This window comes from Salibacterium lacus (assembly GCF_042684865.1).
Lineage (GTDB): Bacteria > Bacillota > Bacilli > Bacillales > Marinococcaceae > Salibacterium > Salibacterium lacus.
Window position 1 is genome coordinate 380,969 of sequence record NZ_JBHUML010000003.1, and the last position, 15,542, is coordinate 396,510.

Consider the following 15,542-nt stretch of genomic DNA (forward strand, 5'->3'; position numbering starts at 1 on the left):
GGGAGTTGAGTCACGTATTCATACTTTGACGAAACGAGGGATATTTTATGTTTAAAACGCTGGAAGCCATTGCTTCCCTTATTCACGATTATACCGATAAAGAACCAAAACCACCTCTTCATGTCGGGGAAGTAATGGACCTTTGGACTGCTTACACTTCGTTTCAAGAAGCACAGGTGCTCTACCAGGTCGGCTTGAACTCAACCACCGATCCTGATTTAGAGCATGCCTTACAGAAGGCACTTAAAAGCAGCGAAGCCGATACAAAAAAACTCGAAACATTTCTTCTTCAGGAAGGCGTTCCCCTTCCCACCCTCAGCTCTCCCAAACCAAACTCTGAGACGAAAGCTGTTCCTAAAGGAGTACAACTAACGAATGAAGAAATCGCGAGTATGGTTTCTGTGAAGATTGCCACGTCGACCGCCTTCTGCGCGGAGGCTATGTCCAAAACCATCCGCAGCGACGTCACTATGATATTTTTTGAGATGCAGATTCACTTAATGCAGTTCGCCCTCCCCTTTAAAAATGTCATGGAAAACCGCGGCTGGCTGCACACTCCACCTGCTTATATCCCGCCCGGCTCCCCGGGCACACAGTGAATACACGGGTTTTTGACACCAAAAGGCTTCGGAAGCCCCGAAGCCTTTTCTTCTTCTATATAACCGGATAATACGGTTCGTATCTTGGATAAACAAAATATGGCGGCATCGACCTATAATGCATCCATCTCAGCCATTCTCTACATCGGGGGTAATAAATCGTTTAATCCCTGCTGTAAACCAATACGAAAGATATGCTATGACAATATCAATAAGAAGAATGTAAAACTGATTCATGCCACGCTCAAATTCCACCAACCCCATTGCTTCTTCCAAAGACATGAAGATAAAGACAAAGACAGCACTTAAAAGGACCGTATAGATATAAAAGTTTTTCTTATGATTCGTGCAATACTGGTACAACAACAAAAATCCGACAGGAAGCAAAGATGTTGTCACCGTTAAGGCAAAGGGGAGCAGAGGCGTTATAAAACGGGTGTGAATGAGGTAATTATAATTTTCCAGTATCAGATCAATATAAGTCCAAAGTAAATGAATAGTGTATCCAAAACAAAACAATTCAAATATCCTTGTCCTGTCAATAAAATATAGCAGGCATAGAGGGAGCACCAATAACGAAACAACAACCCAGAGCTCCCACGTACCCAGATGAGAATAATCACTCCAGTAGGAAGAAATAAGCGAATTCAATTCCTCCCTTTTCTCCTGTATCTGATTCCAGTACTCCCTGTAACGCATCTGATATCCTCCTATAACGTTCCTCCTTGTAATGTTTCCGTACCGAAGATATTCATACAAAAAAGTTTCATTTTCATTAACTTGAAACCAAAGAGAAACGTCCTTCCCTATAGGAAAGAACCCGTTTCTCGTATAAAATACAGTCAGGAGGAAGTTCCATGAACAGGAAGGGGATCAGAATGAACAAAACGATCGATCATATCGGTATCGCTGTACGGGATATAGAAGAAAGCAAAGCTTTTTACACCAATGTACTGGGAGGCACAGTCATTGACCATTACATCAGTGAAGCTTCCGGGGTGGAAAGTGAGGTTGCCGTTCTCCACGTCAACGGCCTTCAGACGGAGCTTCTGGCGCCGACCAATAATACGACATCCCCGATTGCACGCTTTATCAAACAGAAAGGAAAAGGCGTTCATCATATTGCCTACCACGTGCACGATCTTGATGAAGCTCTGGAGGAACTGAAGGAACAGGGAATCCGGGTTCTCGACCACACGCGCCGGATGAATAAACACGGCAGACGTCTTATTTACTTAAACCCCGCAGATACCGAAGGCACGATTATCGAGTACTGCGATTATCCTGAATAAAGCCGGCCGCGGGCGTTTAGGGGAGCACCCACCTCCCGTTCGATAAAATCCACCATACCAAAAACTTCTAAATGAAAAAATGACGTCGGACAGAGAAAATATCGACCGGCGCCATTTCAGGCGTATCTATTCTGTTATACCGTGCTTTTACCGGTCTGGAGCAAGCTGCACAGCCATGCGGAGCGCCTCATTCAACGATTGCTCATCAGCGATGTTCCGGCCGGCGATATCAAAAGCGGTACCATGATCCACACTTGTCCGGATAATAGGAAGACCGACTGTAATATTCACCCCTGCTTCCAAACCCAGTACTTTCACCGGACCGTGGCCTTGATCGTGATACTGGGCGACCACTATGTCAAAATCCCCCCGTTTCGCCCGGAAAAATAAGGTGTCGGCCGGAAGCGGACCCTGCACATTTATGCCTTCCCCCTGTGCTTTTTCCACTGCTGGTATGACTTTTTCTTCTTCTTCGCCGTTTCCAAATAATCCGTTTTCCCCCGCATGCGGATTAATGCCGCATACGCCGATGGCCGGGTTTTCAAATCCCGCGGTCCGAAGGGTTTCGTCAGCCAGTTTAATAACATCGTACTCCCGCTGTACATTAATTTTTTCCACAGCATCGAGCAGCCCGACATGCGTAGTAGCGTGAATAACTTTCAAACCTGGAGCGGAAAGCATCATGGCAAATGTCCTGGTATGCGTCAAACGGGCAAGAATCTCCGTATGTCCGGGATACAAATGACCCGCTTTATGGAGAGCTTCTTTATTCAACGGTGCAGTGCAGACTCCCTGGATATCTCCGTTATTTGCTAACATTACGGCATGCTCCAGATATGAAAAGGCAGCGTGTCCGGCTGCTTCGGAAATTTCTCCCCAGGAGAGATCTGGAGGTACGAGATTCAAGTCCACAATATCAATCACACCATGCTGGAATAACGCCTTTGATGGGTGATCGATAATACGTACGTCAGCCTCGGCCCCCGTCACTTCAACAGCCCGTTCCAACATGGACGCGTCTCCGATGACAAAGGGCAGGCATTCTGAAAAAAGTTGTTTTGTACTGAGGGATTTTGCGATAATCTCAGGACCGACCCCCGCAGGATCCCCCATCGTTATTGCAATGGCGGGACGTTTTTCAACCATTGTTCTCCTCCTTTCGTTGTAAGGTGTTATCAATCAATGAACAGGTCCGGCAGGAATGTAACAAGGTCCGGGACGAAGATGATAACAATAATGGATAACATATACACAAACACAAAGAGCAGAATGTGTTTCAGCATTTTGATGACGTTGGTCTCCGCAATCTTGGAAGCCATCAGCGTGGACAGTCCGTACGGCGGCGTCACAGTGCCGAGGCGGATAGCCATAACGGTGACTATACCTGCCACAACCGGATCAATCTGCAGTGATTCCATCACCGGCAGTAAGAGCGGTACGAAAATCAGCATAGCGGATGTCGGTTCCATAAAAGTTCCCAAAATAACATAGAGCAGCATGAGCAGGAGAAGAAATGCACTTGCCGGCACATTGCTGTTGATAAGGAAATTGATAATCGGATCCATCACTTCATAATACGTGAGGACCCAGGATAAAAATCCTGCCGCAGCAATGAGTATATAAATAACAGAGGATTCCATCGCCGCTTTCTTGGTTGCTGCCCCGTATTCTTTGAGACTTGAGCCTTTTTTGATAAAGAGCGCCACAATGACAACATACACCACAGCAATACTTGCAGCTTCCGTCGCAGTAAATACACCGCTCATAATACCGACAATGACGACAAGGAACAAGGACAGTGGAAAAATACTTTTTCTTACGGCGATAAGCTTGGAAAGACGTTCGTTTTCCCCTAAATTTATATCCTTGTTGTCCACATTGCCCACTTCATTTCTGGAAGCATAGTAATAGGCATATCCCATCTGCATCAGACCAATCAGAATGCCTGGAATGATCCCTCCCATAAACAAGGCAGCTACGGAGGTCTGCGCCAGCGCTCCGTATACAATCAGCAGTATACTTGGCGGGATGATGGAGCCAATGGTAGACGATGCTGCTGTAATCGTCGCGGCAAACTCTCTGCTGTAACCGGCTTTGATCATCGCCGGAATCAGTACGCGGCCAAGAGAAGCCACATCAGCGACAGAGGATCCTGAGATAGCAGCAAAGAAGATACTGGTCACAATGTTAATGTGAGCTAAACTGCCCTTCGCTTTGCCTACCAACGCTTTGGAGATATAAATTAAATCTTCGGTCACTCCGGTCAGATTCATAATACGTCCGCAGAAGATAAACAAGGGAATCGCCAGTAGTGTGAAACTTTGAATCGACTCCAGCATAATCGTACTCATCTGCGTCAAGCTGACAAGGGGATCTACTAAAACAGGAATCGCCGACGCAAGCACAAGACTGAAGACAACAGGCACTCCCAGGAGCAGACATGTAAAAAATGTAGCCACAACCCCTAATAAAACCATGAATGATCACCTCACTGCCCTTTCCTGCTGTTAAAAAATTGCTTGATGTTGATTAGATGAAAAATCAGCATTAACACAGCACCAACCAGCACCGCTGAAAAGTAATAAGCCAATGAAGGCGGAGAGGACAGGAATCGTACCTGCACCAGTTCTGTCCGTCCCAGGCCTGCTTCAAGTGCTTTCCATCCAACAACCACTAAAATACAGATTGCAGCCAGCGTTAATACATACACCAGGATGTTCTTGAGGTATACCAATTTGGGGTGCAGAAAGTCAGAGAAAATATCAATCTGCAGGTGCTCATTTCCTTTCACGGCTACCGCTGCTCCCAAAAATACCAGCCATGCAATAGAGAGCTTCTGAAATATCTCTGTCTCCGGTATCGATTCTGAAAATACGTAACGTGCCAGTACTCTTGTAAATAAAGTGAGGGACAATAAAACCAGAAAAAATGCGTTTATCGTCTCAATCCAGTTCTGAAATCTATCAAGAAGCTTTTTCAACGTGCCGGGAACCTCCCTTCTTCAACCATTCCCCCGCACGTCTGTGCGTACGGGGGCTGTTGTATCTTTACTGGGTACCGAAGATTTCATCAATTTCATCCTGAATGCCGTGCTCTTCGGCGATTGCCTGAAGCTGCTGTCTGGATGCTTCGATGAACGCTTCACGATCAGGGTTGGTGAATTCAACACCGAACTCATCTTTTAATGTCTGCACATCTTCTTCCGATTTTTCAAAGGCTTTGTTGATATATTCTTCCTGTACATCCTGCGCCGCATTCATCACCACGTCCTGCATCTCAGAATCAAGGGAGTCAAACTGTTCGTTATTCATAACGACAAAACCGAGGGTGAGATTATGCTGGGTCCGGGCCACATAATCGGCTACTTCACCAAAGCGCTGCTCAATCATGGCGTCCATGCTGTTTTGCGATCCTTCCACAACGCCGGTCTGCAGGGCTGTGTACACTTCATCAAAAGCTACCGCCGTCGGGTTGGCTCCGAGGTTTCTCCACCATTCCAATTCGGTGGACTCGTTCTTACTGCGCATTGTTTTTCCTTGCAGGTCCTCTATCGACTCAATCGGGAACGTACTAATAATATTGCGCTCCAGACCGCCGGCGTACATGACCGTTTTCAGCCCCGGTTCTTCCACAAGAAGATCTTCAAAGTACTGCAGGCTGTCCTCTGAATTCACCACTTCTTTGTAATGCTCTTCTCCTTCAAAGAGATAGTTGGTACCAAGAGCATCAAATTCAGGGTGATGCTCGGAAAACCAGCCGGAATCGGAATAAATCATGTCAATATCTCCGGAAATCACCGATTGATAAAGGCTTGATGCATTACCAAGCTGGCCGCCTGTGGCCACCTGAAATTCGATTGCACCGTCACTCCGCGTTTCAATTTCATCAGCCAGTGCCTGCAGAGCATTAGCAAGCAGGGAGCCTTCCGGGTTAATAGTAGCGGCCACCATTTCCGTCGTTTCCTGAGACGAGCCTTCCCCGTTTCCACCGGATTCCCCGCTTCCATTTCCTCCGTTACCCGAGGAATTCTCAGTGCCACTGCTTCCACAGCCGGCGGCCGCTATCATTGTGGTACCCAGTACAGCTGCAGCAATAGCCTTTTTCATATCAAATGAATATTTTTTCATTATTTTCTCCTCCTTTTCATGAAACCATAATGATTTAACTTTTTATCCAATCTTCTGTCACTACCGTGTGCTTGATACATTCACGCAGATAGGTGTACGTCATGTGTATCGCCCCGTCCTTTGTCTGATGGATCGACGGATACGAAAATTCAGGGGACGCCTGATCATTCTGCTGCACGGCAATTTCTTTGTAATGCGGCCAGGTACGCCCGTCGTCTTCGGAAACAGCAATGGCCAGTGGAGCGCGGATCACTCCCCAAATCGATTCCTGCTTCCCGCTCTGCCCGGAGGCAATCGTCTGCTGATCCTTGTCATCGAACCATGGAGGACTGTTGACTTCCGGCGGTGCCAGTTCAGCGTTAATATTATTAAATACGATAGCAAGATTTCCGGTCTGCAGCCTTTGGCACTGAATGGAAGCATTATTGTTCATTAACGTGGTCTTCTCCGGAGTCGTCCAGGTTCTGCCGTGATCGTTGGATGTTGTCACATGGATATAGTCCGCTTTACGGCTTCTGAAAAATCCAATTAATTCATTACCACCGCCTTTCACGATACTCATATGAACAAGCGCTTCACTGTCGTCCACCGGGTATTCCTCCCAGGTCTGTCCGGCATCGCCGGAAATCTTCACGACACTGTAATCTTTTCCTAAGAACCCATTTTCCGATTTGATGCTGTAGTAGGCAGGCAAAATGATTTCACCGTTATCCCGGATGACCGGCGGGTTACGCACGAACGACCCCGGCGTATCAAACAATGTCTGCTCTTGTTTCCACGTTCTTCCGTGATCATTGGAAATACGGCACCGCACGACAGCGGAATCCTGGTGGATCGAATGCTGGGCGGTATAAAGCAGCCACAATGCCCCGTCGGGATGTTCGAATAAAACCGGGTTCTGTTCCGACCTTTTGGGATCGCCGGATAACACTTCCGGTTCACTCCAGCTGCTGCTTCCCTTTTCCAATCGGGAACAAAGAACGGAAATATCCGATTTCCCTTCCCGCGAACCGCCGAACCAAACGCAAAACAGATCTCCATTGCTTAGTGAAAGCAGATTCGACGCATGATTATGGGAAAATAAACTTGGTATTTTCGTTTCTGTTAATGGTTCACTCATTTCGTTCTCTCATCTCCTTTGCTGGGTAAGCGCTTTAATAAAAGTTCTTTAATTCATGTACGTTCCTCCGTTTATATTAATCGTCTCTCCTGTAATAAAATCTGACATACTTGATGCAAGAAAATAGACGGCATCTGCTACATCTTCGGGAGTACCGATTCTGTTCAACGGAATCTTTGAGAGTACCTGTCTACGGTATTCCTCCGACCACTGTTTGCTCATGTCGGTTTCCACAGGGCCGGGGTTCACTCCGTTCACATTAATATTGTAATCCGCCATTTCCAATGCCAGATGCCTCGTGAGGTAATCCACGCCGGCCTTTGATGCTCCGTAGGCAGGAGCCGCGTTCTTATGGGCATTCTTTGCAGCGGTGGAGCTGACATTGACAATTTTTCCGTGATTGTTTTCGATCATATGAGGAAGAACCGTTTTACAAAAGTACAGCGTGCCGTTTAAATTGACATCCAGAACATTCTGCCACTCTTCCAATCCCATATTAAGGGTTGAATTCCGGCTGTTTATACCAGCATTGTTGACAAGGATATCAACGCTGCCAAAGTACTGAATCGCGGCTTCTACTGTGCGGTCCGCGGTCTGTGGATCTGCCACATTACCGGGAACCATGTAACATCGCTGCCCGAGTTCTTCCACTTCTGTGACCAGCTGCTGCAGCAATGTTTCATTTGTTCCATTCACAATCAGAGATGCTCCGTTTTCCGCCAGTTTTAACGCTGCCGCTCTTCCGATGCCTCTGGTGGCACCTGAAACGACCGCTGTTTGATTATCAAGTAACATTACACCGCCTCCATTCTTTTTGGAAAAAGATCCCCCCCTTTTTTTTATCTTCTCTCCTTTTCTGTCCCATGTTTCGTATTCAATCGTTTCAACGCTGTTTGCATGATTGTTTCTTTTCCAAAATTGCCTGCCTTCGTCACAGCAAACATATTGCTTCGCACCGGCAGCTTCCCAATCGGCACTCCAGGCTCTATTTCGTCCAGCAGCTCAAATATTTCCGCTCCTAGATTTTCCATTACCTGCAGCGCTGTATCCCCGCCGGTCAAAAAAAGGCGTTCCAGCTGCAGTTCCTCGACAACAGCCGCAGCCGTTTCACCTAAAAAGCGGGATATGAGATCGCTTACTTCAATGGAACTGAGACCGGCATTTCTTCCATTTTGAACGGCTTCGGCCACATTATCCGATGAATAAAATGCGAGGTGAAAGCCTTTCTCTGCCGCATGTGCGGCTTCCAAGCGTATCCGTTCATACTCCTCCATCCGCCGCTCTGCTGATGCGGCAATTTCGGCGGACTGTATTTGCAGCCCTTTGACTGTTTCATCCTGAAGCAGAAAACGAAGCTGGTTTCTTCCTTGCGCACTCATGCTTCCCACCACAAACACCGCTGCTCCGTTTCCCTCAGGTATCTGCCGTACGTGATAGTGTTTCTCTTCGTGCCCGTATACGGCCGGCAGGTGATAAATCAAACCGGCGGAACCTCCCCATATCACGGAGTAAGACGTGCTTTCCACAAAAGCCGCCAGATCTGCCAGATCCGATTCGACAGTGGCATCCGCCGTGATATGATGGATATTTTGATCTTTGCACATCTGGAAAATCTCAAGCATTCTTGTTTTACCAGCGCGCAGATCTTCCAAATAAATATGGGCAGTTTCTCTGTCGGACTGTTCCTGGATAATCCGGTTAATGTCTGAATGCTGTACTGGTGTTTTAGGGTCGCGCGCCACTTCCGTTTCATGCAGCAGTATATCGTGAAGGTAAAGCATACGGTTTTTCACTGTTCGACCGTTCGAAGGATGAGCCGGAGCGGTAATAACAAAATCAGGAGTAAAATAATCATATAACGCATTGTTTTCCCGGCCGATATTCCCGCGCATCGTAGAATCGATTTTTTTGTAAATAATTGTTTCCTCCGTATGCTCTATTCTGCTGCAGTAGTCCTTCATCGTTTGATACGAATCATTTGCTGTCATCGTTCTGCTGTCGGTATTGTAAATATAGACACTGTCTTTTTCTTTTTCTTCCGGCTCCTGAATGATGACAAAAGGTGTCATGCCGTATTTGATGATCTGAACTCCGCTGTCGCCTGCTCCCGTTAAGTCATCCGCTAGAATTGATAGTTTCATAGCCTGTCTTTCCTATCCAAGAAGTCGGCGGTAGATATTCTTCATATCTTCAAGCGACAATTCTTTCGGGTTGTTATCCAGCAGTCTTGTGATTTTGGAAGCTGCGACAGCAAGGTCTTCGACATCTTCTTCGGCGACGCCGTATTCGCTCAAATCCTGCGGTATCTCCAGCGTTTTTGTCCATTCTTTGATCTGTTCTATCATTTTTTCCGCTGCCTGCTGATCAGGTTCCCCGTCATCGGCAATCCGGATTTCTTTCGCGACGTTGGACAGCTTCTCTGTAATCGCATCGAGGTTAAACTCCATGACATGCGGAAGCAGCATTGCATTCGCCACACCGTGGGCTACTTTGAATTTTCCGCCTAAAGGATAAGCAAGCGCATGGACCGCGGCCGTTCCGGCACTGGTTAACGCCATTCCGCCATACATGGAACCGACAATCATTTTTTCCCTGGCTTCCACATTCTCACCGTTGCGGTACGCTTCTACAATGCTTCTGCTGATCAATCGAATAGAATCCATGGCGAAGGTGTCACTCAAATAATTGGCTTTGCTGGAAATATAGGACTCAAGCGAATGCGTGAACGCATCCATTCCCGTCGCTGCAGTAATGGATTTTGGCAGTCCGAGAGTCAACATAGGATCAAGGACAACCAGATCAGGTAAGAGGTAAGGGCTTACAATGCCGATTTTCAACTCTTCTTCCGGGAAGGTGACAATGGCATTCGGTGTTACTTCCGATCCTGTTCCAGACGTTGTAGGAATCAACACCGTCGGAATGCCCGGCTCTTCAATCAGATTGGTGCCCAGCATATCGTTGACCGACTGATCATTTGTTTTCAGTACGGAAAGTACTTTCGCTGCATCCAGTACGCTTCCGCCGCCTACTCCTATGATGACATCGTACGAATCATTTTTAATATCTTCGTGCATGTCTTCAATGTTACCGACTGTAGGTTCCAGCATAACGTCGGTGATGGTCTTGACATGGACGTCCTCCAGCTGTTCATAGATACTGTCCAGAAGTCCCAGATCCTTAATTCCCGGCTGGGTCAGCACAAGAACGGAACGAATATCCCGGTTTACCCCCGGCAGATAATCCCCCAGCTGTTTCACCGCATGCTGCCCGGAAACTATTTTATCCGCTGTTTGAAATTGATACAGACGCTGCATGATAATGATCTCCTTTCGTGTATCTAACCATCTATAATGGTTTGTATTTTGTTCTCCAGTTCTTTCGATACTTCGTGTACAGGCGGACGCGGCGGCCCAGCCGGTATACCTTTTAACTCGACAGCTTTTTTATACACGGCGGGAACGGTTGCCGCCTGAGAAGCCTGTCTGATCGGACGAAGCTGTTCCTGAAAATATTGAGCCTGCTTCCAATCGTTTTCTTTCCACTTTCGATAGATCGAAACCGCTGTTTCCGGAAACACATTCGCTGTGGCGGCCACCGCCCCGTCTCCTCCTGCTATCAAAGTCCATAGAATAAGCGAATCCGTACCGGACAGCACAGCGAAGTCTTCGTCCGTTTCTTCGATAAATCGTACAATATTATCGAAATTTCCGCTGCTGTCCTTAATGCCCGTTATATTGCCGACTTTCGACAGTTCTTTCACGGTATCAGGATGAATGGACACCCCGGTTTTCCCCGGCATGTTGTATAAAAGAACCGGCAGGGTGACCGCTTCTGCAACAGCTGTAAAATGAGTAATCAGTTCGTTTTGGGAGACCGGATCAAAATAAGGCGTAATAACAGACAGAGCATCCACCCCTATGTTTTCCATCTCTCTGGACAGTTCGATAACTTCCCGGGTACTGTTTCCACCTGTTCCCACTGCCAGGGGCACCCGGCCGTCTATTTCATCTTTCACTATGGAAGCAAAACGAAGCTTTTCTTCTTTTGTTAACGTATGAAATTCACCATTCGTTCCAAGAGCGAAAATGCCATCCACCCCACTGTCCAGCAAATATTGAACGAGCTGACGGGCAGCCGGTTCATTAATCTGGTGATCCGCTGTCATCGGAGTAAGCATCGCTGGTATGATTCCTTTCAGCATGAAATTCCCTCCTTTCTTGGATGAATGTTTCTAATTTAAACATTGTTTCCGCTTTCAAAATCAATGTCCATTAAATATAAAATATATAGTTTTATATTGCAACCATTATATAAAAATTACTTTCTAAAATTTTTATAACTAGCGATATTCGTTTCTTTTTGCAACAAAAAAAGCCGACCCTCCATGGGTCGACTTTCCTTTTTTATGACTCCTGCTTGTCTTGTTTCAGTTTTCTCCATAGCGTGGTTCTATTAATTCCAAGCCGTTTGGCCGTCCGGGAATGATTATGATGTTCCTGTTCGAGCACCTGTTTAATAACGCGCGTTTCTATTTCACTCAATGTCCCGCTCACTTGAATGTTGGAGTACTCCCATTTTTGCGGAAGAGCCTGCCGGATATCTTCCACTTCGAGATAGGACTGCTCGGCGATAAGTACCGCTTCTTCAATCACCCGGTACAGCTGTGACACATTTCCCGGCCAATCGATCTCCCTTAGGAGCTCCAGGCTTTCTTCCCTAATACCTGATATCTGCTTGCCATACCTGACATTACTTTCGTTTATGAAAAGACTGGACAAGCTTTCTATATCTTCTTTACGTTCCCGCAAAGGAGGGATATACAGTTTCAGCTCTGCTGCCTGATCATACAGTGAACCGAGAAAACTTTGCTGAACGAGCGGTTCAAGCTCACGTGAAGCAGAGGATATGATCTGTGTGTTCCCCTTTACTTGCAGCGCACGGCTGACCATCTGCTGTCCACTGTGGGACAAGGTATCGATGTTTTTCAACAGAACCGTGCCACCTTCTGCGAGGGAGACCAGCGAATATCCCTCAAGCGGGTCGCTGCTGATCCGCTCCAGTTCATTCTCTGTGACTTGTTCACAATCAATGGTTATAAAAGGAGAACGGTGCCTTTCACTGCTGAGATGCATAAGCTCAGCCGTCCGTCCTTTTCCCGTGCCCCTTTCTCCTTCTATTAAGATATTTCTCCCCGCCCCGGCGAATGCCAGGGCTTTCTCATACATCTTATTCATTTCCACACTTTCGGAGATACGTCCTTCCAGCACGGTAGAAGGACCGGTTGTCCGGTGCTGGTTGGACTGGATATCCAGTCCGCGCACAGCCTGTATGTCGTCAATATCTGAGAGGAAGAACACACCTAAAGGCTCTCCTTCCTCTCGGATGACCTGTGATTGAATAAACCACATACGGCTGCCCCTCTCATATAAAAAGGAGTATGAGGGACTGCTTTCCATCTTCTGAAACGCATAATCCATCTTACCAAAATAATCCCACACAATGTTTTGGATAAATGCCGGATCATCCGTTCCAGCATACTTCACCTTTCCCTTCTGATCCAGTACGGCAACCTCCTGTTGCATGTTTCGTAATACAATGTCGCCAATCCCATACCACGCTTTCATGTTTTCCACAATGTTATAGGACTTGCGCGCTTCATAAAAAGCCTTGCTGACACTTTCTCTTCCTGACGTCAATAAAATACCGTTTAATCCAAGCTCTTCGGCTATCCGGACGGTGATAACATCACCGATAATGACCTGGTATCCGTTTTTCTGAAGGACCTCCAGTCTACTCTGCACCTCATCGGCTTCTGTAATCGTAATGGTCTTCACATCAATGTCCACCAAGGAACAGACGGCGGAAGCTCCTTCTGCAATAGCGGCGAAACCAACAATCGCTGCTTTACCGGGAAAGTCTTTAATCAGAGTAATGACTCTCAGCATGTCATATCCCGACACTTCCACTTCAATGACTGGAATCGAGACCTGCTCCTGGATAAGCTCGGCAGTACCACCGCGGCTGATGATAATATCCGTTCCATTATTCTCTGCTTCCTTTGCATAATGTAAGCCAGCATTTAAGTCACCGGTTTCCACAACCAATTCAAACGGCTGATTCTGCCCTAAACTTAAAAGGAGTTCCTTTAAACCCGGATACGGAGCTATAGCAAGAATTTTCATGCCATCCTCCTTCGTTGCAATATTAAACACAACCACACTATACCAGAAAATGAATGCGCTTGTAAAAAATAATTGATAAATTATTCAACATATTGGAATGCTGCTTCATCACAGGTATTTACTTTACAGACTTTTTCTTCAAAATAATGATGTAAGGAGTGATGCTGCGTGGGAAGTGGCTTTTTTGAACAGGTATACAGCATCGTAGAAGATATTCCCGAGGGAAGGGTGGCAAGCTACTCCCAGATTGCCCGCATCCTGGAGCAGCCCCGTAATGCCCGGGTAGTGGGATGGGCGATGCGTCAATCACCGCCGGAAAAAGAGTTTCCCGCCCACCGCGTGGTGAAACAGAATGGTGATACCGCTCCCGGATTTCTGGAACAGCGGACCCTTCTGGAAAACGAGAGAGTTGCATTCGACCACAAAGGCAGAGTCCGTATGGAGGACTATCAGTGGGAACGATAGATAAAATCAACACCTCCCTATTCTTTTTCGTTCTCTAACACCTTATCTCTATAGTAAAATTGTAGTATTATGGAAAGAAACAATGGATGAAAGAAGTGTCTCTATGAATCTACAGCCTCCCTTAACAGACCGGGGGATCACTGCTGCCGGTTACGGGGTGGCACTGCTTCTTCTCACAGCTCTCCTCATTGTGCTGATAGTGTTTGCACTGACCGGTCAGTGACACCGCGTCCCGCTGCTGATCCGGTTTATTAAATAGCCGGACCTTCCCGTTACCAGCTCGATTTTTTCACGCCGGGAAGCTGTCCTTTATGGGCAAGATCCCGGAACGCAATACGCGACAAACCGAATTTGCGCATATAGCCGTGCGGGCGTCCGGTTACTTCGCATCTGTTGTGAAGCCGTGTCGGGGACGCATCACGCGGCAGCTTTTTCAACGCCTCATAGTCACCTTTTTCTTTTAGTTCTTTGCGCAGCTCTGCATATTTTTCAACCGTTTTTTGTCGCTGTTTTTCTCTAGCTATCTTTGATTTTTTAGCCATCGTTTCGTTTCCTCCTTTATTAAATGCCTGGTGTTTTCTGCTTTTCTTCTTCAAACGATTCACGCCATTCTTTCATTTCACCTGGTTGAATAAGGCATTCATCGAGCGTCCGTTCGATATAGTCGGTGTCCAGATCGACGCCTATAAACACAAGTTCTGTTTTGCGGTCTCCGTAGGGGTAGGCTTCCAGTTCTTCTCGTGCTTCCGGCTGTTCCCTGAGAATTTCACCTTTTTCCGCGGACGGCAGCGCATCCACCCAATACGTGACAGACTCGAGTGTAATAGAAGACGAAGCCTGGGACAGCATAAATGCCATCGTATGATACGTGGAAAGCCAGGCGATGCCTTTAGCTCTCGCGATTTCTTTCGGGTACTGTTCAAACCACTGCTTCAGCCTTTCCGTGTGAAACGGCATTCTGCGGCGGTACACAAAGGAACGGATCCCATATTCTTCGGTCTCCGGGGTATGCTCTTTCTCCTCCAGTTCCCGGAGCCATCCGGCTGATTCACTGGCTTTCTCAAATTTAAACAGACCGGTGCCCAAAATGTCCTGCAGCTCCACATTGCCATAATTGGTCTCAATCAGTGCTGCTTCCGGCTGCAGTTTGCGGAGAAAGGCAATCAGCTGCTCCCTTTTTTCCGCCGGGACCATATCGATTTTATTAACCACCATAACATCACAGAACTCCACCTGGTCGATTAAGAGATCAACAACCTGCCTATCGTCTTCTTCAACCGCTTCCTGCTTTCGGTCCAGCAGCGATTCCCCTGATGAGAAATCCTCCCAGAAACGATTCGCGTCCACGACGGTTACCATCGTGTCCAATTCACAGTACTGGGTAAGGTCGATTCCCATTTCTTCATCGATATAGCTGAATGTCTGCGCCACCGGTACCGGTTCACTGATGCCGGACGATTCGATGATGATATAATCGATATCCCCCTGCTCAGCCAGCCTCTGTACCTCGACAAGCAGATCTTCGCGCAGTGTGCAGCAGATGCAGCCGTTGGACATTTCCACCATTTTTTCTTCGGTCCGCTTGAACCCGCCATTTTCAATGATTCCAGCGTCTACATTAACTTCACTCATGTCGTTGACGATGACTGCCGTTTTCAAGCCTTGACGGTTGTTTAAAACATGATTCAATATTGTCGTTTTTCCCGCACCGAGGTATCCGCTCAGTACGGTGACAGGGATTTTCTTCATGTTTGTGT

Annotated in this window: 16 protein-coding genes; 3 read left to right on the top strand and 13 right to left on the bottom strand. The window is 47.0% G+C overall.

What is annotated here, in order from left to right; all coding sequences use genetic code 11:
- Positions 1-47 precede the first annotated feature (47 nt).
- Positions 48-599 carry a DUF3231 family protein gene (locus ACFSUB_RS12325; protein ID WP_380713555.1) on the top strand — a complete coding sequence of 184 codons (552 nt, stop codon included), beginning with the start codon at positions 48-50 and terminating at the stop codon, positions 597-599.
- 129 nt (positions 600-728) lie between these two features.
- Here the strand turns inward: ACFSUB_RS12325 and ACFSUB_RS12330 are convergent, their stop codons facing one another.
- Positions 729-1,298 carry a hypothetical protein gene (locus ACFSUB_RS12330; RefSeq protein WP_380713556.1) on the bottom strand — a complete coding sequence of 190 codons (570 nt, stop codon included), beginning with the start codon at positions 1,296-1,298 and terminating at the stop codon, positions 729-731.
- A 179-nt stretch (positions 1,299-1,477) separates the two neighbouring features.
- Between ACFSUB_RS12330 and ACFSUB_RS12335 the strand changes: the two genes are divergently transcribed.
- Positions 1,478-1,891, top strand: coding sequence for a VOC family protein (locus ACFSUB_RS12335; RefSeq protein WP_380713658.1), 414 nt, complete (start codon positions 1,478-1,480; stop codon positions 1,889-1,891).
- 147 nt (positions 1,892-2,038) lie between these two features.
- Here the strand turns inward: ACFSUB_RS12335 and pdxA are convergent, their stop codons facing one another.
- The 10 genes from pdxA to ACFSUB_RS12385 all read right to left on the bottom strand — a co-directional run bounded on the left by pdxA (position 2,039) and on the right by ACFSUB_RS12385 (position 13,320).
- Positions 2,039-3,037: a 4-hydroxythreonine-4-phosphate dehydrogenase PdxA gene (gene pdxA / locus ACFSUB_RS12340; RefSeq protein WP_380713557.1), complete on the bottom strand. Its 999-nt coding sequence runs from the start codon at positions 3,035-3,037 to the stop codon at positions 2,039-2,041.
- 29 nt (positions 3,038-3,066) lie between these two features.
- Positions 3,067-4,368: a TRAP transporter large permease gene (locus ACFSUB_RS12345; protein ID WP_380713558.1), complete on the bottom strand. Its 1,302-nt coding sequence runs from the start codon at positions 4,366-4,368 to the stop codon at positions 3,067-3,069.
- A gap of 11 nt (positions 4,369-4,379) precedes the next feature.
- Entirely contained in the window at positions 4,380-4,871 is a 492-nt protein-coding gene (locus ACFSUB_RS12350; RefSeq protein ID WP_380713559.1) for a TRAP transporter small permease, read from the bottom strand.
- Positions 4,872-4,938: 67 nt separating this feature from the next.
- Positions 4,939-6,018 (bottom strand): TRAP transporter substrate-binding protein, encoded by a 1,080-nt coding sequence (locus ACFSUB_RS12355; RefSeq protein ID WP_380713560.1) that lies wholly within the window; start codon positions 6,016-6,018, stop codon positions 4,939-4,941.
- A 34-nt stretch (positions 6,019-6,052) separates the two neighbouring features.
- The gene (locus ACFSUB_RS12360) at positions 6,053-7,138 is read right to left on the bottom strand and encodes a sialidase family protein (RefSeq protein ID WP_380713561.1); all 1,086 of its coding nucleotides are present in this window, start codon (positions 7,136-7,138) and stop codon (positions 6,053-6,055) included.
- A 48-nt stretch (positions 7,139-7,186) separates the two neighbouring features.
- Positions 7,187-7,933 (bottom strand): SDR family NAD(P)-dependent oxidoreductase, encoded by a 747-nt coding sequence (locus ACFSUB_RS12365; protein ID WP_380713562.1) that lies wholly within the window; start codon positions 7,931-7,933, stop codon positions 7,187-7,189.
- 44 nt (positions 7,934-7,977) lie between these two features.
- The gene (locus ACFSUB_RS12370) at positions 7,978-9,279 is read right to left on the bottom strand and encodes a four-carbon acid sugar kinase family protein (RefSeq protein WP_380713563.1); all 1,302 of its coding nucleotides are present in this window, start codon (positions 9,277-9,279) and stop codon (positions 7,978-7,980) included.
- 12 nt (positions 9,280-9,291) lie between these two features.
- Positions 9,292-10,452, bottom strand: a complete 1,161-nt coding sequence (locus ACFSUB_RS12375; RefSeq protein WP_380713564.1) for an iron-containing alcohol dehydrogenase — start codon at positions 10,450-10,452, stop codon at positions 9,292-9,294.
- Between the two features lie 23 nt (positions 10,453-10,475).
- Positions 10,476-11,339 (bottom strand): 4-hydroxy-tetrahydrodipicolinate synthase, encoded by an 864-nt coding sequence (gene dapA / locus ACFSUB_RS12380; protein WP_380713565.1) that lies wholly within the window; start codon positions 11,337-11,339, stop codon positions 10,476-10,478.
- A 202-nt stretch (positions 11,340-11,541) separates the two neighbouring features.
- Entirely contained in the window at positions 11,542-13,320 is a 1,779-nt protein-coding gene (locus ACFSUB_RS12385; protein ID WP_380713566.1) for a sigma-54-dependent Fis family transcriptional regulator, read from the bottom strand.
- Between the two features lie 168 nt (positions 13,321-13,488).
- Between ACFSUB_RS12385 and ACFSUB_RS12390 the strand changes: the two genes are divergently transcribed.
- Positions 13,489-13,785 (top strand): MGMT family protein, encoded by a 297-nt coding sequence (locus ACFSUB_RS12390; protein ID WP_380713567.1) that lies wholly within the window; start codon positions 13,489-13,491, stop codon positions 13,783-13,785.
- Positions 13,786-14,057: 272 nt separating this feature from the next.
- Here ACFSUB_RS12390 and rpsN read toward each other — a convergent pair whose 3' ends face one another.
- Together rpsN and ACFSUB_RS12400 are read right to left on the bottom strand one after the other, a co-directional pair.
- Positions 14,058-14,327, bottom strand: coding sequence for a 30S ribosomal protein S14 (gene rpsN, locus ACFSUB_RS12395; protein WP_090926180.1), 270 nt, complete (start codon positions 14,325-14,327; stop codon positions 14,058-14,060).
- 19 nt (positions 14,328-14,346) lie between these two features.
- Positions 14,347-15,534 carry a GTP-binding protein gene (locus ACFSUB_RS12400; protein ID WP_380713568.1) on the bottom strand — a complete coding sequence of 396 codons (1,188 nt, stop codon included), beginning with the start codon at positions 15,532-15,534 and terminating at the stop codon, positions 14,347-14,349.
- Between the last annotated feature and the right edge of the window lie 8 nt (positions 15,535-15,542).